Source organism: Streptococcus halitosis (genome assembly GCF_003143695.2).
Lineage (GTDB): Bacteria > Bacillota > Bacilli > Lactobacillales > Streptococcaceae > Streptococcus > Streptococcus halitosis.
In genome coordinates, this window is record NZ_QEMY02000001.1 from 206,956 (window position 1) to 230,723 (window position 23,768).

Genomic DNA, 23,768 nt, shown 5'->3' on the forward strand with positions numbered 1-23,768 from the left:
TACTTATTCTAATTCTTTTAATGGTTCCGCTACTTGAGCCAACTCCACTTCTCCCTGCGGGTTCAACTTTCTCTGAACAGCTTCTGCGACTACCCTTGGCACACCAACTTCGACAATTTCATCCACACTGGCTTCCTTGATTTTAGTGAGAGACTTGAAATGCTTCATTAGATTTTGCTTGCGTTTAGGTCCCAGACCTTCAATCCCATCCAATTGAGATGAAAAGGAGTTTTTAGAGCGCAGTTGACGGTGGAAAGTGATGGCAAAGCGGTGCACCTCATCCTGAATGCGTTGGAGGAGGAAAAATTCCTGAGAATTGCGAGACAGCTCGACCACCTCAAGCGGATCTCCAAAGAGCAATTCATGGGTTTGGTGCTTGTCATTCTTTTGCAGACCTGCAATTGGAATATCCAAGCCTAGTTCATCTTGAATGACCTGCTTGGCAATATTGACTTGACCCTGTCCCCCATCAATGACAATCAAATCTGGAGGGGTTAAGCCCTCACGTTGAACTCGACCATAACGTCTGCGAATAACCTCACGCATACTGGCATAGTCGTCTGGTCCAACCACAGTCTTGATTTTGTACTTACGATAATCCTTCTTACTTGGTTTGCCGTTGACAAAGACCACCATGGCTGAAACAGGACTGGTTCCCATGATATTGGAGTTATCGAAGGATTCGATACGGACTGGAGTCGGGATTTGGAGTAAACGACCTAGATTTTCAATAGCCCCTTGGGTCTTTTCAACTGATTTCTCTAGCAGATTGAACTTCTGCTCCAGACTAACACGGGCATTTTTTATAGCTAGATTGACCAGTTGCTTTTTTTCTCCACGTTGGGGTTTGAGAATCTTGGTATCCACCAAGGCCTTGACGGCTTCTTCGTCAATATCCTGCGGAATCAGCACCTCATTGGGAACCAGGTGGGATTTTTCTTGATAGAATTGTCCCACATAGGTCAAGAAGTCCTCATCCGGATCATTGTAGTAGGGGAAGAGATTGACATCCCGCTCAATGAGCTTGCCTTGACGGACAAAGAAAACCTGGACACACATCCAGCCCTTATCCACATAGTAGCCAAAGACATCCCGATTTTGCAAATCTTTCGCCATGACCCGTTGCTTGGTCCGAAGCGTTCCAATCGCCTGAATCAGGTCACGGTATTCAGCCGCACGTTCGAACTCCATACTTTTGGCTGCCTTTGCCATCTTGTCCTTGAGGTCATCTATGATTTTGTCATCCTGTCCTTTTAGAAAATCAGAAACCTCCTGAGCCATGGACTTGAAATAGGCCTCATCTTTTTTACAGATGGTATGGGCCATACATTGGCCGATATGATAGTAAAAACAAACCTTAGAGGGTGGGTTGGTACACTTACGAAAAGGGAAAATCCGATCCAGTAGTCGCTTGATTTCATTAGCTGCCCCCACATCGGGATAAGGGCCAAAATAAAGACCACCGTCCTTTTTGACCTGACGGGTGATAATAAGCCGTGGATAGCGCTCATTGGTGATTTTGATAAAAGGATAGGACTTATCATCCTTGAGCATGATATTGTACTTGGGCTTGTTTTCCTTGATGAGGTTGATTTCCAGCAGAAGGGCCTCGATATTAGACTCGGTAACGATAAATTCAAAATCTACAATCTCAGATACCAGAGCCTCCGTCTTGGTATCATGACTTCCACGGAAATAGGAACGCACGCGATTGCGCAGATTTTTAGCCTTTCCTACATAGATAATGGTGCCATTTTTATCCTTGTGAATGTAGCATCCAGGACTGGTCGGCAAGAGCTCCAGTTTTGATTTGATCAAGTTATTCATAGTTCCATTATAGCAAAAAGGCCGTAACAGGACGAACAAAAAGCCCCACCAACCGCTTAATGGAGGAGCTTTAATTTCTTTTCGGATTGCACCGACTTCAGCTAGTCGCTACTGGTATAGAGTTCTTGAACAGCCTTCACATCCCGAGGCTGAATCCCACAATAGGAACCTGCCGGCTGCATGACAGAAATCTCGCTGGTGTGATCCAATCCGATGGCATGCCCCAGCTCATGTTCTGCCGTGTGCACGATCCGTTCGTAAGAATATCCATAGTTTGGATTGGATAGATAATAGTGATTCAGGCGAACCGTTACAGATATAAATTGTTTGGTTAACAAATTGGTTTGACTCTCGGCTTGACCAGCTACAGCGGTCGATCCATCATTCATCTCACTTGCCACAATATCTGCCTGGCTAGGATCCGCAACCACCTCAAAGGTAAAGGATCCCGTTTGATTCCAGTTTTTTATAGCTTCTGCATAGGCACCTTGGAAGGTCTCATCCATTTGAGGTTCAATATAGATGCGAGCTGAGGCCTGAGCCCACTTGCCTTCTGCATGTTGGTGACTGTCTGTCTGAGACAAGACTTCCAGCGTTCCCGTCTCCTTCCATTGATTCCAGCCACCTTGACCTATCTTGCTCATTTTTTCAACCTGATTGACCGCAGAATGAAAATCACCAGTCAGGTACCAAAGCACTCCAAAGGCAATAAGCAGTAGAATGGCCACAGTCCAAACCAGACGCCAGAAGAAACGCCAAATTCCCAAAAGAAATCGGAAGAATAATCGAATAATCCAGAACATGACGCCCCACCTTTCATAAAAATAAGAACCTATCTTGAAATCACATTCTCCTTGATCAAGATAGATTCTCTATTTTACTGAAGAAAGCTGAAAGAAACCTAAAACTAAGATAAACGTTCTTCCAAGACAAAGTCAATTGGTAGAGTAGCTAAAAAACGTTCCAATTGTTTTTCCCAGTAGTACCACTCGTGCTTACCTGGACTATGACTATAGGTCACCTCAAAACCAAGATTTTTGAGGTTTTTCACTGCGAGGTTATTGGCAGAGTAAAGATAGTCTTGTTCCCCACACCAAGCCCATAGTTTGGTCTTTTTATCGGATCTTGCAGCCATGCTTTCAAGCGAATGAGGACTAGCTGTCCAGTCTTTAATCTCTCCAAAAACTCCTCGCCAGTAGGCAAGTGATCCCAAATCCTGACTTTCAGGAGAAAATTCTTGAAAACTGAGTGCACCGGAAAAACTAGCCGCATGAGAAAAACGATCGGTTGCGAGAGCCAGCTTGAAGGAACCATAGCCTCCCATGGAGAGACCTGCAATAAAGGTTTTTTCTCGCTTACTGGTCATATTGGGGAAGAAACGTTTCATGACTTGGGGGAGTTCTTCTGCTAGAGCAGTAAAGTAGTTAAAACCGTACTGGGTATCTGTGTACCAGCCATTGTTTGTATTGGGCATGATGACAATGAGATTGGTCCCACGCAACAAGCGTTCGACATTGGTACGTTTGAGCCAGCTATTTTGATTTCCTGACATTCCGTGCAAAAGGTAAAGCACAGGAATATCTGTGCAATCTGGTTCAGTCACTCGACTAGCATCTGGATAGAGTACGGTAACACCCCACTCCATATCCAAAACTTCAGAGTAATACTCAATATTCATAACTGCCATGATTTTCTCCTTTTACTATTTATAAGAAAAAGCCGAATTTCGACTTTTTCTGTAGGTATTCTGCTTATTATTTTGCTTCCATCACGACTGGCAAGATTGCTGGGCGACGCTTGGTTTGATCAAAGAGGTACTTGGTCAAATTGTCACGAACTTTGCCTTTGAGATCTGCCCAGTCAAAGTCATCCCCTTGAAGATACTCTTCTACCGTTTGGTTAATCAATTCTGAACTTTCACGGAGAATGTCGCGACTTTTCTTAAGGTAGATAAATCCACGCGTATGAACACGAGCCTTAGCCACAATCTTCTTCTCACGACGGTTAACAGTAATCGCCACGATAAAGATTCCATCCTCTGACAAGACCTTACGGTCGCGAAGAACGACATTCCCAACATCACCAATGGCATTTCCATCAATCATGACATCGCCTGCAGAAACTGCGCCAGCTGGGACGAAGTCTCCATGTTCATAGGACATGATTGTTCCCTTTTTAGGGATGAAAATGCGCTCTGGCAACATTCCAACTGCCATGGCAGCCTTGGCATGCGCATCCAACTCACGGTACTCCCCTTGGACAGGGAAAAGATATTTCGGTTGCAAAAGATTGATCATCAACTGCAAATCACGCGCATTCCCGTGTCCTGATACTCGCAAACTCTGGGTAATGAGTTTTACCACACCACCAGCTTGGTAAATCATATTTTCAACGCGAGCCACAACTGCTTCTTTGGCGGTGGATGGAGTTGTTACAATATAAACCAAGTCCCCATCCTTGATTTCTACATAACGGTGGCGCCCAACAGACATCTTGCGAAGTCCATTGATAGGTTCACCCATACGACCTGTCTCTAGGATAATCAACTCATGGTCTTCAAAACGAGACATTTCTTTTGGTTTAATCAAAAGGCTTTCATTAGCTAGGGACAATTTTTTGAGACGAATCGCTGTACGAACGATATTTTCAACATCAAATCCAGTCAAAACGACTCGGCGGCCAGTCTCCGCAGCTGCATCAAAAACCTGCTGGATACGAGAAAGGTTGCTGGCAACTGCTGCAACGATGATACGACCGTCCCAGTCAGCGATGGTTTGGGTAATTTCATCCCCAACTTCACTCTCGCTCGCCACCTGAATATTGCTGTCTGCATTTGCAGAATCACTGAGAAGTGCCAAGACACCGTCACGGCCGATTTCGGCTAAACGCGCAAAATCCGTCGCATAGGATTCACTAGCCGTCTGGTCAAATTTGAAGTCGCCTGTGTAAACAATGTTCCCTTTTGGTGTTTTTAACACAACTCCCAGGCTTTCTGGGATAGAGTGAGTCGTACGGAAGAAGGAAACCACCGTTCCCCCAAAGTCAATCTCCGTGTTTTCATCAATCACATGGAAGTCATTGAATTTCTTAACCGTATCATTTCCTTTGACAAAGAGTTTCGCCAACTCAATGGTCAACTCAGAACCAAACACAGGCACCTTAGCCTCTGCCAAGAGATAAGGCAGGGCACCAATGGCATCCGCATGCCCGTGGGTCAAGAAGACCCCTGCGATACGGTCGCTATTCTCAAAAAGGTAGTCCATGTTTGGAATGACGACATCAACCCCTAGTTGTTCATTTTCAGGGTATTTAAGCCCTGCATCCAAAACAAAAATAGATTCATCGATTTCAGCGATGTACATATTTTTCCCATTTTCTCGTACACCACCTAGCGTTGTTAAACTGATATTACTCATTTTCCCTCCGAAACTTAATTCATCTTGATTATAGGGTAGGTTTACCCTCTTATTCTAAAAGTTCTAAAACTTTCAGCCGAATCTTTTCCTACCATTATACCATTTTTTTGATGATTTTCAAAACGAAGATTTGTTTTCAAAAAAGAGTTGGTTACCCAACTCTTTCCTAACTTCTATTCTTTTTCCATTAAAAAGTCATAGATATCTTGCACCGTACCCAGCGCCATCATTTCTTGATCTTTAACGGTCTGTTTGAGATTTTGGTAAATCCGACTTTCTCCAATTTCCCTTTTTGGTGCTTCTTTATTGACTGTCATGACACCATCTTTGATCGTCACAAAGTCCAGCTCTTCAAACACTTGGATCATCTTGACCAGCAAGATTTGTTGAATATTGAGATAAGTTGCCAAATCTTTGAGCTTGTAGCGAATATCAAACTCTAGGAACTGGTAAATGGTCTTGTACAATTTTGCAAACTGTTCTCTAGTTCCATAACCTGTCAGATAGTAGGCCTTGTCAATGTCATTTTTGAAATAGACAGCAGAGAAATGTTGTTCCTGAAAAATGGCCTTCAGCAAGGTAATATCCTCAGGAATATTCTTCACAACAACCGCTTCACTGGCCGCTAGATCTGGCAACTCTCCAGAGAAATCCAAAACTGGAACCCCTTCTGGCAAGACTGCATTCTTCCCACGAATGTTAAAGAGTTGAACACCTTCCACACGCGCATCCACCATCATCAACTGGAGGGCAGTTTGGCCATTCCATTGATTGACAGACAAGGTGACTGCCAATTCTAGTTTTTTTGTTTGAGCAAACTCTGTCGCCCATCTACCTTGTCCGAAGGCTACCACTTCAAAACTCGCCTCACCCTTGGAAATTTTTAGTTTGAGGTGGGTATTGCCTGCTCCCATAGTACGAGCACTTTCGACATGAAAATCCTTGATATAAAAGACAGGTTTCTGATTATCCATCCCAAAGGGTGCCAAGCGTTCAAAGCTTTTAACCGTTTCCAAGCTAAGTGTCTCCAAATCTAGCTCTTCATCTAGATTTAACTTGTTCTTACCACTAGCATCTGCGCCTTTTTCACGGATATAGTCTTCCAAAACCTGAGATAAATCTGAAAGCTTCTCCACTTCCAGCGTCATTCCTGCTGCACCAGCATGGCCTCCAAAGGCTATGAAGAGATCGCGATGGGGATCCAAGGCTTCAAAAATATCGACCGCTTCCACACTACGAGCGCTACCCTTGGCACGACCGTCTTCTATATTCAGAACGATGACTGTCTGACCCAGTTCTTCCAACAAACGACCAGCAACGATACCCAGAACGCCAGGATTCCAGCCTTCCTTGGCCAAAACCTGGACCTTCTTCGCAGGATCCACCATGGTCTTAGCTTCTTCATAGATTGACTGAACGATTTCCTTGCGCTCTTCGTTTTTCTGGTGAATCATGAGGGCAATCTCATGCGCTTCCTCGTCGTCAAATCCAGTCAGCAAATCAATGGCAGGATTAGGATCATCCAAGCGCCCCAAGGCATTTAAACGAGGGGCAATCTGGAAACCAACCGTTTCTTCTGTTACTTCATTAGCAGCAATCCCAGCCATATCCAGCATTTCTTGTAGGCCAATACGCTGAGTATGCCCCAGCATTTCCAGACCATATTGAACCATGATACGGTTTTCATCTGTCAAGCTCACCATATCTGCAATGGTACCGATAGCGACCAAATCAAGCAATTCCACTTGCACTTCTTCTAAAAGGGCGCAAGCCAGCTTGAAAGCCACTCCACAACCAGCTAAACATTTGAAGGGATAGTCCGCATCTGGATGCTCAGGGTGAACAATCGCATAGGCATCAGGAAGGGTTTCAGGCATGGAATGATGGTCAGTCACAATGACATCCGCTCCCATAGACTGGGCCAATTCAATGGCTTCGTGACCTGCAACCCCATTATCCACTGTCACAATCAGGGAAATTCCCTCTTGCTCGATAAAGTATTTATAGACACTGGCATTTGGACCATAGCCATCGGTAAAACGGTTGGGCAAGTAAACTCGGCACTCCGCGCCAAGCTGTTCCAAACTTTCCTTCACAATCGAAGCTGAAGTCATACCATCCGCATCATAGTCTCCATAGACGAGAATATTCTCCCCTTCTTCAATAGCCTGACGAATCCTTTTCACTGCCCTGTCCATATCATGGAGCAGATAGGGGTCATGCAAGTCCTCTAAAGAAGGTTCTAAAAACCTCTTTAGACTTTCCTCATCCTGAATCCCTCTTTCAAATAATAACCGAGCCACCTCAGGACCCAGCCCAGCCTTCTTGGCTATCTTTGTAAAATCCGCATCTTCTACCTGCGGGGCAAACTGCCATTCATAAGTAGGAGTTATCAAAAAAACATCCACTCTTTCTAAGAATTCTATCGTTTCATTATAACATGATTTAGGCATTTTCTCTATCCAGATTGCTTTTTTATAACATTTTAGTGAATTTTTTCAGATATGATTTGACAAGAACATTCTTTTGATGTAGAATCATGTTATAAAATCTAACACAAAGGAGATCTCTCATGGCTTTAGTAGAATTTAAACACGTCGAAAAATATTACGGAGACTACCACGCACTCCGCGATATCAATCTCCGTTTTGAAAAAGGACAAGTCGTTGTCTTGCTTGGACCTTCTGGTTCTGGAAAGTCCACTCTTATCCGTACGATCAATGGTTTAGAGGCTGTTGACAAAGGAAGTCTCCTAGTCAATGGACACCAAGTAGCAGGTGCTAGTCAGAAAGATTTAGTTCCTCTTCGCAAGGAAGTCGGCATGGTTTTCCAACATTTTAACCTTTATCCACACAAAACAGTGTTAGAAAACGTGACACTTGCGCCCGTTAAAGTTCTAGGAATTGATAAAAAAGAAGCTGAAAAAACAGCCCAAAAATATCTGGAATTTGTAAATATGTGGGACAAGAAAGATTCCTATCCCGCCATGCTATCTGGTGGTCAAAAACAGCGGATCGCCATTGCTCGTGGTCTTGCCATGCATCCGGAACTACTCCTCTTTGATGAGCCAACATCGGCTCTTGACCCTGAAACCATCGGCGATGTTCTAGCAGTTATGCAGAAGCTGGCACATGACGGGATGAACATGATCATCGTTACCCACGAAATGGGATTTGCTCGAGAGGTTGCAGATCGCATTATCTTTATGGCTGACGGAGAAGTTTTGGTGGATACGACAGATGTCGACGACTTTTTCGACAATCCAAGCGAACCTCGTGCCCAACAATTCCTCAGCAAAATTATCAACCACGAAAGTGACAAAGTCAAATAAGGAGGCGCCTATGAAAAAGAAATTCTTTTTATCAGCATTATTGATTAGCCTTTTCGGTCTTGCTGCTGCCAAACCAGTACAAGCCGATACCAGCGTCGCAGATATTCAAAAAAGAGGCGAACTAGTTGTCGGTGTGAAACAAGACGTTCCCAATTTTGGCTACAAGGACCCCAAGACAGGGACCTATTCTGGTATCGAAACCGACTTGGCCAAGATGATTGCAGATGAACTCAAGGTCAAGATTCGCTACGTTCCGGTTACCGCTCAAACCCGCGGTCCACTACTAGACAATGAACAGGTCGATTTGGATATCGCGACCTTCACTATCACAGACGAGCGTAAAAAATTATACAACTTCACCAGTCCCTACTATACGGATGCTTCTGGTTTTTTGGTCAATAAATCTGCCAACATTAAAAGCATTGAGGACCTAAACGGTAAAACCATTGGGGTTGCTCAAGGCTCCATCACCCAACGCCTGATTACTGAACTGGGTAAAAAGAAAGGTCTAACCTTTAAATTCGTCGAACTTGGTTCCTACCCAGAATTGATTACTTCCCTTCACGCTCACCGTATTGATGCCTTTTCTGTAGACCGTTCTATCCTATCTGGCTACATCAGCAAACGGACAGAACTACTAAATGATAGTTTCAAGCCATCTGACTACGGTATCGTCACCAAGAAAGCAAATACCGAGCTAAACGACTATCTTGATACCTTGGTCACTAAATGGAGCAAGGATGGTAGTTTACAGAAACTCTATGACCGCTACAAGCTCAAACCATCTAGCCATACTGCAGATTAAGGAGGACACCCTATGACAGATTTATCATCTTGGACAGCCTATTTTCAGGATTTTGGACAATTTTTCAATGGTTTCCTCTTCACCCTTGCCCTAGCGATTGGATCTTTTATCCTCGCCATGCTTTTGGGCATCTTCTTCGGGGCCATGTCAACCAGCAAACGCCCATTCTTGCGTGTTTTGGCTCGTATCTTTGTCGAATTTTACCAAAATACTCCCCTCTTGGTGCAGTTTGTCATCGTCTTTTATGGTTTGCCTCTTATCAGTGACCACACCATCATGATTCCCATTTATTGGACAGCCGTTCTCTGCGTGGGACTCTATCACGGCGCCTATATCGCTGAGGTGATTCGTTCAGGGATTCAGTCTATTCCTAGCGGTCAGATGGAGGCCGCCTTGTCCCAAGGTTTTACCTATATCAATGCCATGCGCTTGATTATCTTGCCTCAGGCCTTCCGTATCATTCTCCCTCCATTGACCAACCAAATTGTTAACCTCATCAAGAACACCTCTACAGTTGCCATCATCTCTGGAGTGGACTTGATGTTTGTGACTAAATCTTGGTCTGCTCTCAACGGAAATTATATTCCAGCCTTTTTAGGTGCTGCTCTTCTCTACTTTTCCCTATGCTTCCCTGTTGCCCAGTTTGGTCGCAAGATGGAGCAAGCCAACAAAAAAGCCTATTCACTTTAGGAGGTTACTATGGAATCTATTTTAGAAGTTTTGACCCCAGATAACCTAGTCTTTATCTTTAAAGGATTTGGCTTAACCCTTTACATCTCTTTGATTGCTATCATTCTCTCTACCCTTATCGGAACTGTGCTAGCTGTTATGAGAAATGGGAAAAATCCTGTTTTACGGATCATCTCCAGCATTTATATCGAGTTTGTACGTAACGTTCCCAACCTCCTCTGGATTTTCACCATCTTTTTGGTGTTTAAGATGAAGTCCACACCAGCTGGTATTACTGCCTTTACCCTCTTTACCTCAGCAGCCCTGGCTGAGATTATCCGAGGTGGTCTTAATGCTGTGGACAAGGGTCAGTACGAAGCAGGAATGTCGCAAGGATTCACTTCTGCGCAAATCCTCTACTATATCATTCTCCCACAAGCGATCCGCAAAATGCTGCCAGCTATCATTTCACAATTTGTAACTGTGATCAAGGATACCAGTCTTCTCTACTCTGTTATCGCCCTACAAGAACTCTTTGGCGCCAGCCAAATTCTCATGGGACGCTATTTCGAACCAGAGCAGGTCTTCAGTCTTTATATCCTGATTGCCTTGATTTACTTTATCTTTAACTTTGCCATTTCTAGCCTGTCTCATATGCTAGCAAAACGTTGGCAACAAGCTGCAGAATAAAAAAAGAAATGTGAACGTCTATTTTTCGTTCACATTTTTATATTTTCATTCAGGCGGATTGTCCCAATAATCGTCAACATCATAGCCAATCATAATAAATCCAACAGGAATTTCACCATCATAGGTACCAAACGGAAATAAAAATTTATTTTGCTACTCTGATACCTACAATTTTGGTATTTCCCATACATTTTTTCCATATAAAACACTGTTCTAACAGCTCCACAACTTTTAATTCTTTATCAGTACCATTTTCTATTGGATTTTCTCCGACAAAATACGGACACTTAATGTATTCAATTTTATAAATCAATTCTTTCGAAGTCTTTTATAGCTTTCTGATAAGAAAACCAGGTGCATAAGTTAAATATGGCAACACCAAAAAGTAATATTACTATCTGTGGTACGTTCAAATTTGAAGAATCATTCAAACTTTCTAATCCAGGAATATGGTGTAATATCTCTCCCATGAATATTATAACAGTTGCGACTGCGCAGAATAGGATAAAAGGCTTCCCAATCTTATAAGCTGTTTTAAAAAAGCCTTCGAGAAAAACACTGTTAAAGGTTGCAAATACAAGCATTATATAGCCAAGATATGCAGCATTTGCATTCATCAACGGATTTGTCACATACGGTGTGGCATCTCCTAAGAGTCTCATCCGAATAATCGTCAGAAAAAGACATAATATGAAAGCTATGCACTCGATAGATAAAACAAATAAATATTTAGACGTAACCACATCTTGTTTTCTAACTGGCAACATGACCGTGTAGGTGATGTCATCACATTCTCGAACTTGTTGATAAGTATAAAAAATACCAAGACAGATAAAAAAGGAACCGACAAGAATAGGATACCTTGGAATCATCGTAATAGCTGAAAAAGTTATAAACCAATAGCTCAAAGGATTTGCTGTTAGTTTCATTTCTTTATAGAGAAGTTTTCTCATCACAAATTCACCTCTTCCCTTTCAATATGCACCATAATATCTTCAAGTGTGGATTTCTGCCCTATTTCTTTCGTGTAATGACTGATAAAATCCTCTTTTCTCTCAGATAAAAGCAATTCACCATTTTTTATATAAGTAATAGTATCTGCACACTTCTCTAAATCACTAGTAATATGAGTAGAAAACAAGATTGCTACTCCTTTTTCTGCTAGTTTTCGAAAGATTTCATTCATCTCATCTCTAGATACTGGATCAAGTCCACTGGTTGGCTCATCTAAAATCAAAAGCTTAGCATGATGAGAAAGAGCTAAAGTAAGATAAAATTTTACTTTCATCCCCTCAGACAGTTCCATAATTTTCTTATTTTCATCAAGCTTAAATGCATCAAGATAATGACGATACGATTCATCATCCCAGTTATCATAAAAAATACGAGTAATGGCGACAATATCCTTTAATTTTTTTCTTTTATAATAATTGGTTCCTCCCACTGCATAACCAATTCGTTGTTTGATTTCATCTTCATTATCCAGATAATCCATTCCAAGAATACGGACATTCCCTGCATCTGGATGAACAAGATTTAGAATGGATTTAATCGCTGTAGTCTTACCTGCTCCATTCCTACCGATAAATCCCATAACCTCACCTGATTTAATATGAAAACTTATAGGTTTCAATTCAAATGCTGAATATTTTTTTGTAATATCATTTACCACTAAAACATACTTCATTTTATTCATCCTCCTTCTCTTCAAAAGCAATTTCCATCAAGTGTGCAAAGGCTCCCTTCGGCGGTATGGCAATTCCACGCTTTTCATCACCAAGAAGCAGAATCGTATCGCCAGGTTTGATATTAAAGACATCGCGCGCCTGTTTTGGTATTACTATTTGACCTTTTTCTCCAACTGTAGCTGTCCAAGCATATTTACCTTTTGGTGCTTTCATAACTGTTACCTCCTTTATGGTATGATTTGTATAACTAATTATACCACTTATCCTAAATAATACAAGTGCAAGCTACATCCAGTTGCCATCATAATAAAATGCTCGTTAAAATCTGTACCACTCATCCCAAAACTAAGAATCTTAGACATCTTAACCCTAACTTTTTGTAAGTGGTGCTTATTCATTAACTACTCTCTCTAGAAAATATGTGACTACAAACAAAATTGAGGATTAAAAAAATTCATAAGCACATTGATGCCATGAATCAAAAACAGCATTATTCTCTCCTATAAGAGAGGACACTCCTAAAATCAGGAAAGCGAAACTAAGATTTTTAAAAATATCTTATTGCAAACAAAAATATAATATGCTACAACGCTTTTGACAAAACGTGTCGAAAGGTAGAAAGATGGCAAAAATAATTGATTTAAGGCAAGAAAATATTCACAAAGTACGATCCTGTTTTTATCAAGGAGGAACATGGACCAAGAATCAGTTATCCTGTCAAACAGGGATTTCTCTGGCAGGAACTACCTATATCTTACAAATATTAGAGAATGATGTTAATGTTGCTTCTCTTGGTTATTGTAGTATTCACCCAGAATTTAGAACACTGGCCCTTCTCTACCAGCTAGATACAGATTTTGCCGGTTCTGATATTATCATCAATAAAAGATTGTATCGTGGAAGAAATGGTTTTGCAGGGGAAGTCGGCTATCTCATTAATGGATATAAACCTCCAAATCTCCAATCACGTTCAAATGACTTCACATTTCTTTTGTTAAATCAAATAACAGCACTAACATCAGTCATTGCTCCGGATGCTATTCCATATTATTGTCCATCTTTAAAAGAAAATATAAAAATTTCCGACACCTATCTTCCTAAAGAATCCCACCCAATCCTTGAAAGATTGACTGAAATAGACCCATTCATACTGAACGGAGTTCAATCAATTGGAAAAAACAAGATTCTAAGAATCAAAAGAAGAACAATCTGAAAAGGAGAATTAAATGATTTCGTTATTGTTGGCAGTCATCTATCTGGCCTTTATTAGTTTAGGCTTACCTGATGCTATTTTAGGAAGCGCTTGACCAAATATGTATCGTGGCTTAAATTCAACTATTACTGGGGCAGGCTCCATCTTTCTGATTACCATAAAATACCTCTGTAAGAGAAAATCAGAGCTAAAATCAATAAAACATAGAAAGCGAGAAAAAGCCATCTCATCTTCACACATAGAGCAATATATTCTCTGATAAAGGCCGATGGGATATAGTAGGCGGCTGTACGGCAACCAAGACCATCTCCCTTCATCCCAATACGTCGAGCATAGGTACTGGTACGAAAAACATGGTAATCATTTGTCACAAAGAGAAAACGTGGACTGGCCACCAGCTTCTCTCCCATTTCTTTTGAGAAGAGAAGATTCTCATAGGTTGTCGTTGAGTCTTCCTCTAGGAGAATCGCTTCTCTCGGAACATCCGTCTCTTCCAGCAAATAATTACAAATTGCCTGAGCCTCGGAAATCTTCTCATCCCCACCTTGACCACCACTTGCGATGATTTTAACATTGGGATTGAGAGACTGGTGATAGGCTTCTACTGCCTTGTCAATGCGACTCTTCAGTAAGGGAGTGACTCTTTCTCCATTCAACAAGCCTGCTCCGTGAATGATGATAAAATCATAATATTTTTTCTTAGGAATAAAAAGATACAGGATAGAATAAAGCAGAAATCCTGCAAAGGCAAAACCAAAAATCAAATACGAATAAATCAAAAAGAAAAAGATAATATTCACTAGATGATTGGTATAGAACAAGCCCTTAGTATCGCTCACTCGAATCGCCATGATTACAAAAAAGAATAGAATCACGCACCCTAATCCTAGAGACAAATAATTTGCCTTGGATTTTCCTTCTTTTTTCAATAACACAAATCCATTATAAATAAGGAAAAAACCACTTAGAAAAACTAAAAGAGGCAGCAGGAGAAAAATCCCTGCAAAGAAAACCATGTGCACTTCTTTCTGCCCAGCTTCGTAAAAAAGATTGGCAATGGACATATAAGAAAAGAGCAGAGACAAAAGCAAGAGAGCTGGATTCCAGAGACTGCGATTGTCCCTTAAAAACGAAACGAGAAAAAGTAAGACAAAAAATCCTGTGATAAAGTACATAGTCTCCTCCTTTGATGACTACATTGTACCATAATTATAGCAATAGAAAAAGAGAACCTTAGTCCTCTTACTTAGAGAGTTTATTCTGAGCATCTGCTACAACCTGAGCCAGACTTGTCTGACGAAGTTGGTTCTCCATAGCTGCTTGAACATCGAACAACTTTTGGTCCAAGACTGCATGGATATTAGCACCAATTGGGCAATTAGGATTTGGATTGTCATGGAAACTAAAGAGCTTACCGGATTTTCCTAAACACTCCACAGCTTGGTAGACATCCAACAAACTGATATCCTGAAGGTCTTTTATTATCTCAGTTCCTCCCGTACCACGAGCAACTGAAATCAATCCAGCTTTTTTGAGTTGCGATAAAGTCTTACGGATAATGACTGGATTGACTCCGACACTGGCCGCAAGAAAATCGCTGGTTACCTTACTATCTGTATCCTGCATTGCAATAATAATCATCATATGAGTCGCAATTGTAAATCGGCTTGAAATTTGCATCTTCTTCTCCTTTCACCTGAGATTCTCATCATCTCTCTTCTCATACTCATTATACCCCTTTTTGATGTCATGTCAATCATTACTACCATCTAACCATGCATCCAACTCAATATCATGCCCCTGTTTTTGAGCAATCTCATACAGAAGTTCCTGGTTATGAGTGTGGTGAATCCCATTTACCAAACTTTCATAATAGACCTGGAAATAAGGGAGCTTTAAATCTTTAGCCAACTGCAATTCAGCTTCTACATCATAATCCACCCGACGAAAATCAACATCAGCCAAACCTGCTTCATCAAACTCTAAGATCATATACTGGGCCCGCAGGTCCTTACGCAACTTCGCATCTAGAAAGAAGGGTTGCCCAATCGAACCTGGATTAAGAATCAACTGTCCATCACTCCCATAACGAAGCAACTGTTGGTGGATATGACCATACACTGCGATGGAGGCGTGTGGATTCGTCACTAATCTATCAAAATCTTCTTGTTTTCCCGTATGGATCAATTCTCTACCCCAGTTTTTATCAGGGAGATGGTGAGTGATTCCTACCGTCAGATCACCAAACTGACGATGAACTTGCACGGGTTGATTGTGGAGGTCTTCGATTTCTTCAGGGCTGATTTCTTCTAATATATACTGACATTGACGTAGGAGGTAGCGATGACTAGCTTTTGTCAAATCTAGCTTACGATGCAAGCCTCTCCAGAGACTATTTTCCCAATTTCCCAGAACTCTTACTGTAATAGGCAAACTTGCTAAAAGATCCAAGATCCTTCTACGTCCTGTTCCTGGCATAAGAATATCCCCCAAAAGCCAGTACTCATCTACATTTGCCTTTTTAGCATCAGCCAGCACAGCTTCCAGGGCTGTCGTATTCCCATGTATGTCTGAAAGAACTGCTATTTTGGTCATTCTTTCTCCTCATTTCCTCTTACTTCTTTTGTTAGTATTATAGCAGAAAACACTCAAAAAGAGCACTATCACTACTCACTGGATTAACTTGTAAAGGCTTCCAAGACGTGCTATAATATAAGCAGAGAGTTCCCCTTCATTTAGGATTATGTGGTCTTCAACATCTCTCAATTTTTGTAGATTGGAGGACTATTGCCATGCGGAAATATCTTAAGTATATTCCATACTACCTTGTCATTTTCTTCTTTTACTGGCCCCTCTATGAGTTGCTTTTACTGCTGATATCTGATTCTTATACGCTGAAGGGACTTTACATTTATAACATCCTCCTCTTTTCTCCCCTAGTAACCTTTATCGTATCGCTACTTTATAGCTATCGATTTCGTTTCTCACTTTGGTGGCTACTCGGTATTGGTCTGGTCTTTTGCTTTACCATCATCACCTTTGGTGAGTTCATCCTGCTTTACTTCCTAGCCTATGAACTCTTTGCCCTACTTGGATTGGCTGCTGGCATGGGTATCAAGCATGTCTTCCAAAGAGAGAAAAACAAAAAAATTATACAAAAACCTTGAAAATTCTCGCAATCATGCTATAATAATGCATAGAGACAAGTCACTTAGTCCCTTTCTACTAGAGAGTGCGTGGTTGCTGGAAACGCATAGAAAGCCTAAACTGATACTACTCTACTGATTTTTATGCAAACATAAAACGGTGGCCACGTTAAAGCCAATCTGAGGTGTCCCTCTTTTTTGAGGAACATAAATGAAGGTGGAACCACGTTGCGACGTCCTTTTAAGGATGTCGCTTTTTGATTTATTAACGAAAAAATCAAAAGGAATTTCTATTTATATTTCAAGGGCACCTTCACCATAACTAGGCTAATAAAAACTTTATAAGGAGAAAACCATGATTAAGATTACTTTCCCAGATGGCGCTGTTCGTGAATTCGAATCTGGCGTGACAACTTTTGAAATTGCGCAAAGCATCAGCAATTCCCTAGCTAAAAAAGCTCTCGCTGGTAAATTCAACGGCAAACTCATCGACACGACTCGTGCTATCACCGAGGATGGAAGCATCGAAATCGTGACACCTGACCACGAAGATGCCCTTTCAATCTTGCGTCACTCAGCTGCCCACTTGTTCGCCCAAGCAGCTCGTCGCCTTTTCCCAGACATTCACTTGGGGGTTGGTCCAGCTATCGAAGATGGCTTCTACTACGATACGGACAATGCTGCTGGTCAAATCTCCAATGAAGACCTTCCTCGTATCGAAGAAGAAATGAAGAAAATCGTCAAAGAAAACTTCCCATCTATTCGCGAGGAAGTTACCAAAGACGAGGCCCGTGAAATCTTCAAGAACGACCCTTACAAATTGGAATTGATTGAAGAACACTCAGAAGACGAAGGTGGTTTGACTATCTACCGTCAGGGCGAATACGTGGACCTCTGCCGTGGTCCTCACGTCCCATCAACAGGTCGTATCCAAATCTTCCACCTGCTCAACGTAGCTGGTGCCTACTGGCGTGGAAATAGCGACAACGCGATGATGCAACGAATCTACGGTACAGCTTGGTTTGACAAGAAAGACTTAAAGAACTACCTTCAAATGCGTGAAGAAGCCAAGGAACGTGACCACCGTAAACTCGGTAAAGAGCTTGACCTCTTCATGATTTCACAAGAAGTCGGACAAGGTTTACCATTCTGGTTACCAAACGGAGCGACTATCCGTCGTGAATTGGAACGCTACATTGTCGACAAGGAAATCGCTGCAGGCTACCAACACGTCTACACTCCACCAATTGCCTCAGTGGAACTCTATAAAACTTCTGGTCACTGGGATCACTACCGTGAAGATATGTTCCCAACTATGGACATGGGAGACGGTGAAGAGTTTGTCCTCCGCCCAATGAACTGTCCTCACCATATCGAAGTTTATAAACACCATGTACACTCATACCGTGAATTACCAATCCGTATCGCTGAGATTGGCATGATGCACCGATATGAAAAATCTGGTGCCCTTACTGGCCTTCAACGTGTACGTGAAATGTCCCTAAATGATGGTCATACTTTTGTAGCTCCAGAACAAATTGAGGAAGAATTCAAGAAAATTCTTCAATTGATTATCGACGTGTATGAAGACTTTAATTTGACAGATTACCGTTTCCGCTTGTCTTACCGCGATCCTGAAGATAAACACAAATACTTTGACAACGATGAAATGTGGGAAAATGCACAACGCATGTTGAAGGCAGCTATGGATGATATGGAACTGGACTACTTTGAAGCTGAAGGTGAAGCAGCCTTCTACGGACCAAAATTGGATATCCAGGTTAAAACTGCCCTTGGAAAAGAAGAAACCCTTTCTACTATCCAGCTCGACTTCTTGCTTCCTGAACGCTTCGACCTCAAATATGTTGGAGCAGATGGTGAGGAACACCGTCCAGTCATGATCCACCGTGGGGTTATCTCAACTATGGAACGCTTTACAGCTATCTTGATTGAGAACTACAAGGGCGCCTTCCCAACATGGCTTGCACCACATCAAGTGACCCTCATCCCTGTTTCTAACGAAAAACACGTGGACTACGCATGGGAAGTAGCCAAGAAACTCCGTGACCGTGGTGTCCGTGCGGATGTGGATGAGCGCAATGAAAAAATGCAGTTCAAGATTCGTGCTTCACAAACTAGCAAGATTCCTTACCAATTGATCGTTGGGGACAAGGAAATGGAAGACGGAACAGTCAACGTTCGTCGCTATGGCCAAAAAGAAACACAAACTGTCTCAGTTGATGACTTTGTTCAAGCTATCCTAGCTGATATCGCCAACAAATCACGCGTTGAGAAATAAAACAATCACAGTCTGAGAAACATTTTTCAGAGCCAGAAAAAGCAACAACTATTTCAGCTGTTGCTTTTTATATTTTATTTAATCTGAGCTAGTAGTGACTGGTTAAACCAGCACAAATGGTATCCTCATAAACAATCCTTTCTATCCACTAACTGCTGGATATAGGGATTTGCTTTCATGAGTTAGATAAGTTGACTATCCTCAATCCTTGTCTGCCTCATTTTCTTTTACGAGATCTTTTTGTGAATCTTTTTCAGAGAGTTTTTGATCGATATACTTGTCAATGGTTTCATAAAATTCCTTGGTCATCTCACTATCTAATTTTTGCGAATTATTGACTTGATTGACTTTCAATTGAACAGATTCAATACCGTAAGAGGCTTGTTTTTGGCGAATTGTTTCTAATTCTTCTTCTGAAATCGGATCTCCAACAACCGTCAAGACCAATTCATTTTTCTTTGACTTGTAAACTTGATTAATGACCGTATAATTGGCGAACTCTTTTCCTACGAACTGTTTGATCTCTTGTTTTCGTTTTTCATTCATCGTCAGAGTGACTGCTGAATAGCTGGCTGGAAGAACCAATAATACAATCAAGGATATCAAGCCAATTTTCATTTTAATGTTTAGCTCTTTAAATGAACTTAAGGCAGATTTTTTCATCATAATTTTTGTTCCAACAATGTTGGTTAGCATGATAAAGACACAGTTGATCAAAAAAAGATAAAGAGCCCCAAATAAAAATCGTACATTTCCAATAGCTAAGCCATAACCCGCAGTACAGATAGGTGGCATCAGAGCTGTTGCAATGGCTACTCCTGGCACGATATTGTTTGCTTCTTTTTTCCTTGAACCAATGACACCTGCTATCCCACCCGCAATAGCAATGAGAATATCCCAAATGGTTGGAGAGGTTCGTGCAATCAACTGGCTACTTGCATAAGATAAGGGAGAAATCCAGAAATACAGAGCCGAGACAAGCAAGCTAACCAATACTTGAGTAAATAAAACCTTTAGAGATTGCTCGATTAAACGCGTATCAAAAATAGCTAAACCAAACCCCAGTCCAGCAATCGGTGTCATAAGAGGGGAAATCAGCATAGCTCCAATAACGACAGCTGTTGAATTCATATTTAGGCCGATAGAGGCAATAAAAATCGAACACATTAAAATCAATATATTACTTAATCGAACATGAAGGTCATCATATAATTTCTCACGGTATTCCCGTGTTGAATAGTTTCTGATCATTGGTTACTCCTTTTATTTCATATAATTTTGTTTCTGCATGGATGATGGTAGAGAGACTTCTGTCCAATCTTACATATTTTTAATCCTCATCTGTCATTCTATTGAAGATTATCTTTTAAATATCCATCAGTCCATCATTGATATTATATCAAAAATTTTACAGTCTTTATCTGAAGAAATCTATCAATTGAACAGATATAGAAAGTTATCGTCAACCTCATGGTATCATCGACTACTTCAATGACCTCGAGAACTAAACTAAGCATATGATAAGCAAAGGCCAATGGAGAAATGCAAAAATTACAGGAAGGAAGAAAACTGTCAAGATTTGCTTGTTAATGGTTTGCTTAATCTGCTTTTGATCTAGACCTACCTTTTCGTTCGTGGTCTTCATATCCCTCAGAGATTTGTTTATAGTAGATAAAATAATTTACTAGGCTACACGGTTAAAGATAGAAAAGCCCAGTTGTCTTATCCTGGGCTCTTATCTACTCTTCTCACTCAAGGACTAAGTTCACTTGAGCAAACTGAATCCGCACTATCGTTCCTTTTCCGACCTCAGACTCGATACGAATCTGGTGACCCAGTTCTTCAGAAATTTTCTTGGATAGGTAGAGGCCAAGTCCAGACGACTGCTGGGTCAAACGCCCATTGTAGCCTGAAAAACCACGTTCAAAGACTCGGAGTACATCACTGTTTTTAATCCCAATCCCCGTATCCTTGATACAGAGCTCCTGGCCTTCCATATAAATCTCTAGTCCACCTTTCTTGGTGTATTTGAGGCTGTTTGAGAGGATTTGTTCAATGACGACCAACAGCCACTTCTTATCGGTCACGATGATTTTGTCAAGGTCATGTAGATTGACCGTCAGTCCCTTTTGGATAAAGAAAAGAGCATACTTACGAACCACTTCCTTAACCAAATCCTCCACTTGAACCTTTTCAAAGACCAAGTCATCGTGGAAGCTTTCCAAACGAAGATACTGCAACACCAGATTGGTATAGGAGTCAATCTTAAAGATTTCCTGTTCCAGTTGCTGCTTGACCTCACGATCAGATACTTCTGCTACCAAGAGACGGCTCGCTGCAATAGGAGTCTTTATCTGATGAACCCACAAGGTGTAGTAGTCAAGCAAATCCGTCAGTTTACTTTGGGCTTCTGACTTCTTTTGATACAATTCAGACTCACGCTCTTCGAGTTTTTCCGCTAGCACACATTCCAAAGGAGACTTTGGGTCTCTTTCAGCATAGAGTACTTCCTGCCGGTAAATCTGAGCTTCTGCAAAAATATCCCAAACCAAAAATAAAAGGGTTAAAAAGCTACTGAGGAGGAAAAAATAGAAGAAATAAAATCCTATACTAGCGAATAAAAACTGAAAGAGAAAAACAAGAAAACCCAATGAAAAAATATAGACAAAAAGACGACTGCGAGAACGCAGATAGGCCAGAAAAAATAGTTTCCAATCAAGCATGTTTCAGTCCGTACCCTATTCCCTTCTTGGTTTCGATAAATCCTGCCAAGCCTTGCTCCTCCAACTTTTTGCGCAAGCGAGCAACGTTGACAGACAGGGTATTGTCATCGATGAAAAAGTCGCTGTTCCAGAGTTCCCGCATCAGGTCATCACGCGCCACGATATTACCCGCATGTTCAAATAAAACGCGTAAAATCTGAAATTCATTCTTGGTCAAACTCAGGACTTCCCCCTGATAGTGCAGGTCCATAGACTTGGTATTGAGGATCACACCCGCATACTCCAGCAGACTTTCATCCCGTCCAAACTCATAGGAACGGCGCAACAAGCCCTGAACCTTGGCAAGGAGCACCTGCTGGTCAAAAGGTTTGGTTATAAAATCATCCGCACCCATATTGATCGCCATGACAATATCCATCGCCTGATCTCTCGAAGACAGAAACATGATAGGTACCTGAGAAATCTTGCGAATCTCCTGGCACCAGTGGTAACCATTAAAAAGAGGCAAACCAATATCCATGAGGACCAAATGAGGTTCTGACTGAACAAAAAGGCTCAATACTTCCATAAAATCTTCTACCAAAACGACCTCAAACCCCCACTCAGAGAGTAGTTTACCAACTTGTTGCCGAATAACTTGGTCGTCTTCTACTAGTAAAATCTTGTGCATGCGCTCCTCCTTTGTTCTTATTATAACAGATTTTCCCTATGGATAAAACGCAAACCTGTATTTAAACCATCTCGCTAGCAGTATAGCAAAATCTAGTAAGCCTACTAGCTAATTCTAGATAAATGTGATAGGATAAATATAGAGAAAGGAGCTTTTATGGCCAATATTTTTGACTACCTCAATGATGTAGCATACGATTCCTTTTATGACCTCTCCGTGAACGAGTTAGATGTTCTTGCCTTGACTGAATTAACCTACCTTGCTTTTGATGATGCAGTCACCCAAGAACCAAAGCGCCTCATAGATCTTGCACCTCAAATTCCTAGAGACACGACGATGCTGACCAATAAAAACCGTCTCCAGTTATTGGATCAACTCGCTCAACACAAACGATTTAAAAATTGCAAGCTCTCAGAATTTATCAACGATATTGATCCTGAATTGCAGAAACAGTTTGCAGCCATGACTTATCGTATCAGTCTCGATACCTATTTGCTTGTTTTTCGTGGAACGGATGACAGCATCATTGGTTGGAAAGAAGATTTCCATATGACCTATATGAAGGAAATCCCAGCTCAAAAACATGCCCTCCAGTATTTAGAGGACTTTTTTGCCCAACATCCTAACCAAAAGGTTATCCTAGCAGGACACTCAAAAGGGGGCAATCTAGCTGTCTATGCTGCCAGTCAACTTGATCCAAACTTGCAGAAAAACATTATCGCTGTCTATACTTTTGATGCACCTGGGCTTCACAAGGAACTAACCGAAACACTAGGCTATCAAAACATGATAGACAGAACAAAAGTATTTATCCCACAAGGTTCTATCATCGGGATGATGCTGGAAATTCCGGATAAAAAAATCGTTGTTCGAAGTACTGCCTTGGGTGGCATCGCCCAGCACGATACCTTTAGTTGGCAGGTTGAAGACAAACACTTTGTCCAACTGGACGAGACCAATAGTGATAGTCAGCAAGTCGATACAACCTTCAAGGAATGGGTTGAAACAGTCCCTGACGAGGAACTACAACTCTATTTCGACCTCTTTTTCGGAATCATTCTCGATGCAGGCATCTCCTCTATCAACGATCTTTCTTCCTTCAAGGTCATTGAACACATTCATCAACTCTTTGTCCAAGCTCAATCCCTCACTCCCGAAGAAAGAGAAACCATGGGGCGCTTAACCCAACTCTTGATTGACACCCGATACCAGGCTTGGAAAAATCGTCAAGACACGAAAAAGACTTTCTGATACCCTAAGTATCCTCTTCTATGCTATACTTAGTTTAGTA

22 protein-coding genes and 1 pseudogene are annotated in these 23,768 nt (G+C 41.4%); 8 read left to right on the forward strand and 15 right to left on the reverse strand.

The annotated features are described in order from the left end of the window. Positions 1-3: 3 nt before the first annotated feature. The 5 genes from uvrC to recJ form a co-directional block, all read right to left on the reverse strand. A complete protein-coding gene (gene uvrC, locus DB729_RS01120; RefSeq protein ID WP_109289726.1) occupies positions 4-1,827 on the reverse strand; it encodes an excinuclease ABC subunit UvrC in 1,824 nt (607 codons plus the stop codon). 101 nt (positions 1,828-1,928) lie between these two features. Continuing rightward, positions 1,929-2,630: a M57 family metalloprotease gene (locus DB729_RS01125; RefSeq protein ID WP_109289725.1), complete on the reverse strand. Its 702-nt coding sequence runs from the start codon at positions 2,628-2,630 to the stop codon at positions 1,929-1,931. 104 nt (positions 2,631-2,734) lie between these two features. Beyond that, the gene (locus DB729_RS01130) at positions 2,735-3,514 is read right to left on the reverse strand and encodes an alpha/beta hydrolase (RefSeq protein ID WP_033583471.1); all 780 of its coding nucleotides are present in this window, start codon (positions 3,512-3,514) and stop codon (positions 2,735-2,737) included. Positions 3,515-3,581: 67 nt separating this feature from the next. Beyond that, positions 3,582-5,243: a ribonuclease J gene (locus DB729_RS01135; protein ID WP_033583469.1), complete on the reverse strand. Its 1,662-nt coding sequence runs from the start codon at positions 5,241-5,243 to the stop codon at positions 3,582-3,584. A 173-nt stretch (positions 5,244-5,416) separates the two neighbouring features. Beyond that, entirely contained in the window at positions 5,417-7,639 is a 2,223-nt protein-coding gene (gene recJ / locus DB729_RS01140; protein ID WP_165442235.1) for a single-stranded-DNA-specific exonuclease RecJ, read from the reverse strand. A gap of 176 nt (positions 7,640-7,815) precedes the next feature. On the opposite strand from recJ, the gene DB729_RS01145 reads away from it, so the two are divergent. Genes DB729_RS01145 through DB729_RS01160 form a run of 4 tightly spaced genes read left to right on the forward strand, consistent with a single transcriptional unit; the run spans position 7,816 to position 10,738 of the window. Then, entirely contained in the window at positions 7,816-8,574 is a 759-nt protein-coding gene (locus tag DB729_RS01145; protein WP_001229578.1) for an amino acid ABC transporter ATP-binding protein, read from the forward strand. Positions 8,575-8,584: 10 nt separating this feature from the next. Further along, complete coding sequence (locus DB729_RS01150) at positions 8,585-9,379, forward strand: transporter substrate-binding domain-containing protein (protein WP_109289724.1); 795 nt, start codon at positions 8,585-8,587, stop codon at positions 9,377-9,379. A gap of 12 nt (positions 9,380-9,391) precedes the next feature. After that, on the forward strand, positions 9,392-10,069 hold the full coding sequence (locus DB729_RS01155; protein ID WP_109289723.1) for an amino acid ABC transporter permease: 678 nt from the start codon (positions 9,392-9,394) through the stop codon (positions 10,067-10,069). Between the two features lie 9 nt (positions 10,070-10,078). Next, positions 10,079-10,738, forward strand: coding sequence for an amino acid ABC transporter permease (locus tag DB729_RS01160; protein ID WP_109289722.1), 660 nt, complete (start codon positions 10,079-10,081; stop codon positions 10,736-10,738). Positions 10,739-11,040: 302 nt separating this feature from the next. On the opposite strand, the gene DB729_RS01165 is transcribed toward DB729_RS01160, so the two are convergent. Genes DB729_RS01165 through DB729_RS01175 form a run of 3 tightly spaced genes read right to left on the reverse strand, consistent with a single transcriptional unit; the run spans position 11,041 to position 12,639 of the window. After that, positions 11,041-11,691, reverse strand: coding sequence for an ABC-2 transporter permease (locus DB729_RS01165; protein ID WP_084872653.1), 651 nt, complete (start codon positions 11,689-11,691; stop codon positions 11,041-11,043). Continuing rightward, the gene (locus tag DB729_RS01170; RefSeq protein WP_109289721.1) at positions 11,691-12,425 is read right to left on the reverse strand and encodes an ABC transporter ATP-binding protein; all 735 of its coding nucleotides are present in this window, start codon (positions 12,423-12,425) and stop codon (positions 11,691-11,693) included. Before DB729_RS01170 ends, DB729_RS01165 begins: the two co-directional genes overlap by 1 nt. Position 12,426: 1 nt before the next feature. Beyond that, on the reverse strand, positions 12,427-12,639 hold the full coding sequence (locus DB729_RS01175; RefSeq protein WP_000646903.1) for an AbrB/MazE/SpoVT family DNA-binding domain-containing protein: 213 nt from the start codon (positions 12,637-12,639) through the stop codon (positions 12,427-12,429). 409 nt (positions 12,640-13,048) lie between these two features. Here DB729_RS01175 and DB729_RS01180 point away from each other — a divergent pair, with 409 nt between their 5' ends. Then, entirely contained in the window at positions 13,049-13,639 is a 591-nt protein-coding gene (locus DB729_RS01180; protein WP_109289720.1) for an ROK family protein, read from the forward strand. A 152-nt stretch (positions 13,640-13,791) separates the two neighbouring features. Here the strand turns inward: DB729_RS01180 and DB729_RS01190 are convergent, their stop codons facing one another. The 3 genes from DB729_RS01190 to DB729_RS01200 form a co-directional block, all read right to left on the reverse strand. Then, complete coding sequence (locus DB729_RS01190) at positions 13,792-14,814, reverse strand: YdcF family protein (protein ID WP_084852596.1); 1,023 nt, start codon at positions 14,812-14,814, stop codon at positions 13,792-13,794. Between the two features lie 67 nt (positions 14,815-14,881). Next, the gene (locus DB729_RS01195; RefSeq protein WP_049490302.1) at positions 14,882-15,319 is read right to left on the reverse strand and encodes an Rrf2 family transcriptional regulator; all 438 of its coding nucleotides are present in this window, start codon (positions 15,317-15,319) and stop codon (positions 14,882-14,884) included. Between the two features lie 72 nt (positions 15,320-15,391). Then, the gene (locus DB729_RS01200) at positions 15,392-16,234 is read right to left on the reverse strand and encodes a metallophosphoesterase family protein (RefSeq protein ID WP_109289719.1); all 843 of its coding nucleotides are present in this window, start codon (positions 16,232-16,234) and stop codon (positions 15,392-15,394) included. Positions 16,235-16,431: 197 nt separating this feature from the next. On the opposite strand from DB729_RS01200, the gene DB729_RS01205 reads away from it, so the two are divergent. Beyond that, on the forward strand, positions 16,432-16,806 hold the full coding sequence (locus tag DB729_RS01205; protein ID WP_001233900.1) for a hypothetical protein: 375 nt from the start codon (positions 16,432-16,434) through the stop codon (positions 16,804-16,806). A gap of 334 nt (positions 16,807-17,140) precedes the next feature. Continuing rightward, a complete protein-coding gene (gene thrS / locus DB729_RS01210; RefSeq protein ID WP_109289718.1) occupies positions 17,141-19,084 on the forward strand; it encodes a threonine--tRNA ligase in 1,944 nt (647 codons plus the stop codon). Between the two features lie 201 nt (positions 19,085-19,285). On the opposite strand, the gene DB729_RS01215 is transcribed toward thrS, so the two are convergent. The 4 genes and pseudogenes from DB729_RS01215 to DB729_RS01235 form a co-directional block, all read right to left on the reverse strand. Continuing rightward, positions 19,286-20,335: a TIGR00341 family protein gene (locus DB729_RS01215; protein WP_109289717.1), complete on the reverse strand. Its 1,050-nt coding sequence runs from the start codon at positions 20,333-20,335 to the stop codon at positions 19,286-19,288. Positions 20,336-20,478: 143 nt separating this feature from the next. Beyond that, positions 20,479-20,757, reverse strand: a pseudogene (locus DB729_RS01225) (ABC transporter permease); the annotation flags it as partial. A gap of 75 nt (positions 20,758-20,832) precedes the next feature. Next, the gene (locus tag DB729_RS01230) at positions 20,833-21,807 is read right to left on the reverse strand and encodes a sensor histidine kinase (RefSeq protein WP_109289715.1); all 975 of its coding nucleotides are present in this window, start codon (positions 21,805-21,807) and stop codon (positions 20,833-20,835) included. Beyond that, complete coding sequence (locus DB729_RS01235; RefSeq protein ID WP_000548985.1) at positions 21,800-22,477, reverse strand: response regulator transcription factor; 678 nt, start codon at positions 22,475-22,477, stop codon at positions 21,800-21,802. Before DB729_RS01235 ends, DB729_RS01230 begins: the two co-directional genes overlap by 8 nt. Before the next feature lie 156 nt (positions 22,478-22,633). Between DB729_RS01235 and DB729_RS01240 the strand changes: the two genes are divergently transcribed. Then, entirely contained in the window at positions 22,634-23,728 is a 1,095-nt protein-coding gene (locus DB729_RS01240) for a DUF2974 domain-containing protein (RefSeq protein ID WP_109289714.1), read from the forward strand. Positions 23,729-23,768 lie beyond the last annotated feature (40 nt).

Excerpts from the sequence above, each read along its gene's own strand:
- DB729_RS01195 (WP_049490302.1), bottom strand. The coding sequence starts at position 15,319 with ATGCAAATTTCAAGCCGATTTACAATTGCGACTCATATGATGATTATT.
- DB729_RS01135 (WP_033583469.1), bottom strand. The coding sequence starts at position 5,243 with ATGAGTAATATCAGTTTAACAACGCTAGGTGGTGTACGAGAAAATGGG.
- DB729_RS01240 (WP_109289714.1), top strand. The coding sequence starts at position 22,634 with ATGGCCAATATTTTTGACTACCTCAATGATGTAGCATACGATTCCTTT.
- DB729_RS01155 (WP_109289723.1), top strand. The coding sequence starts at position 9,392 with ATGACAGATTTATCATCTTGGACAGCCTATTTTCAGGATTTTGGACAA.
- DB729_RS01145 (WP_001229578.1), top strand. The coding sequence starts at position 7,816 with ATGGCTTTAGTAGAATTTAAACACGTCGAAAAATATTACGGAGACTAC.
- DB729_RS01215 (WP_109289717.1), bottom strand. The coding sequence starts at position 20,335 with ATGATCAGAAACTATTCAACACGGGAATACCGTGAGAAATTATATGAT.
- DB729_RS01175 (WP_000646903.1), bottom strand. The coding sequence starts at position 12,639 with ATGAAAGCACCAAAAGGTAAATATGCTTGGACAGCTACAGTTGGAGAA.
- DB729_RS01205 (WP_001233900.1), top strand. The coding sequence starts at position 16,432 with ATGCGGAAATATCTTAAGTATATTCCATACTACCTTGTCATTTTCTTC.
- DB729_RS01180 (WP_109289720.1), top strand. The coding sequence starts at position 13,049 with ATGGCAAAAATAATTGATTTAAGGCAAGAAAATATTCACAAAGTACGA.
- DB729_RS01160 (WP_109289722.1), top strand. The coding sequence starts at position 10,079 with ATGGAATCTATTTTAGAAGTTTTGACCCCAGATAACCTAGTCTTTATC.
- DB729_RS01130 (WP_033583471.1), bottom strand. The coding sequence starts at position 3,514 with ATGGCAGTTATGAATATTGAGTATTACTCTGAAGTTTTGGATATGGAG.
- DB729_RS01190 (WP_084852596.1), bottom strand. The coding sequence starts at position 14,814 with ATGTACTTTATCACAGGATTTTTTGTCTTACTTTTTCTCGTTTCGTTT.
- DB729_RS01165 (WP_084872653.1), bottom strand. The coding sequence starts at position 11,691 with ATGAGAAAACTTCTCTATAAAGAAATGAAACTAACAGCAAATCCTTTG.
- DB729_RS01200 (WP_109289719.1), bottom strand. The coding sequence starts at position 16,234 with ATGACCAAAATAGCAGTTCTTTCAGACATACATGGGAATACGACAGCC.
- thrS (WP_109289718.1), top strand. The coding sequence starts at position 17,141 with ATGATTAAGATTACTTTCCCAGATGGCGCTGTTCGTGAATTCGAATCT.
- DB729_RS01235 (WP_000548985.1), bottom strand. The coding sequence starts at position 22,477 with ATGCACAAGATTTTACTAGTAGAAGACGACCAAGTTATTCGGCAACAA.
- DB729_RS01230 (WP_109289715.1), bottom strand. The coding sequence starts at position 21,807 with ATGCTTGATTGGAAACTATTTTTTCTGGCCTATCTGCGTTCTCGCAGT.
- DB729_RS01125 (WP_109289725.1), bottom strand. The coding sequence starts at position 2,630 with ATGTTCTGGATTATTCGATTATTCTTCCGATTTCTTTTGGGAATTTGG.
- DB729_RS01170 (WP_109289721.1), bottom strand. The coding sequence starts at position 12,425 with ATGAAGTATGTTTTAGTGGTAAATGATATTACAAAAAAATATTCAGCA.
- DB729_RS01150 (WP_109289724.1), top strand. The coding sequence starts at position 8,585 with ATGAAAAAGAAATTCTTTTTATCAGCATTATTGATTAGCCTTTTCGGT.
- uvrC (WP_109289726.1), bottom strand. The coding sequence starts at position 1,827 with ATGAATAACTTGATCAAATCAAAACTGGAGCTCTTGCCGACCAGTCCT.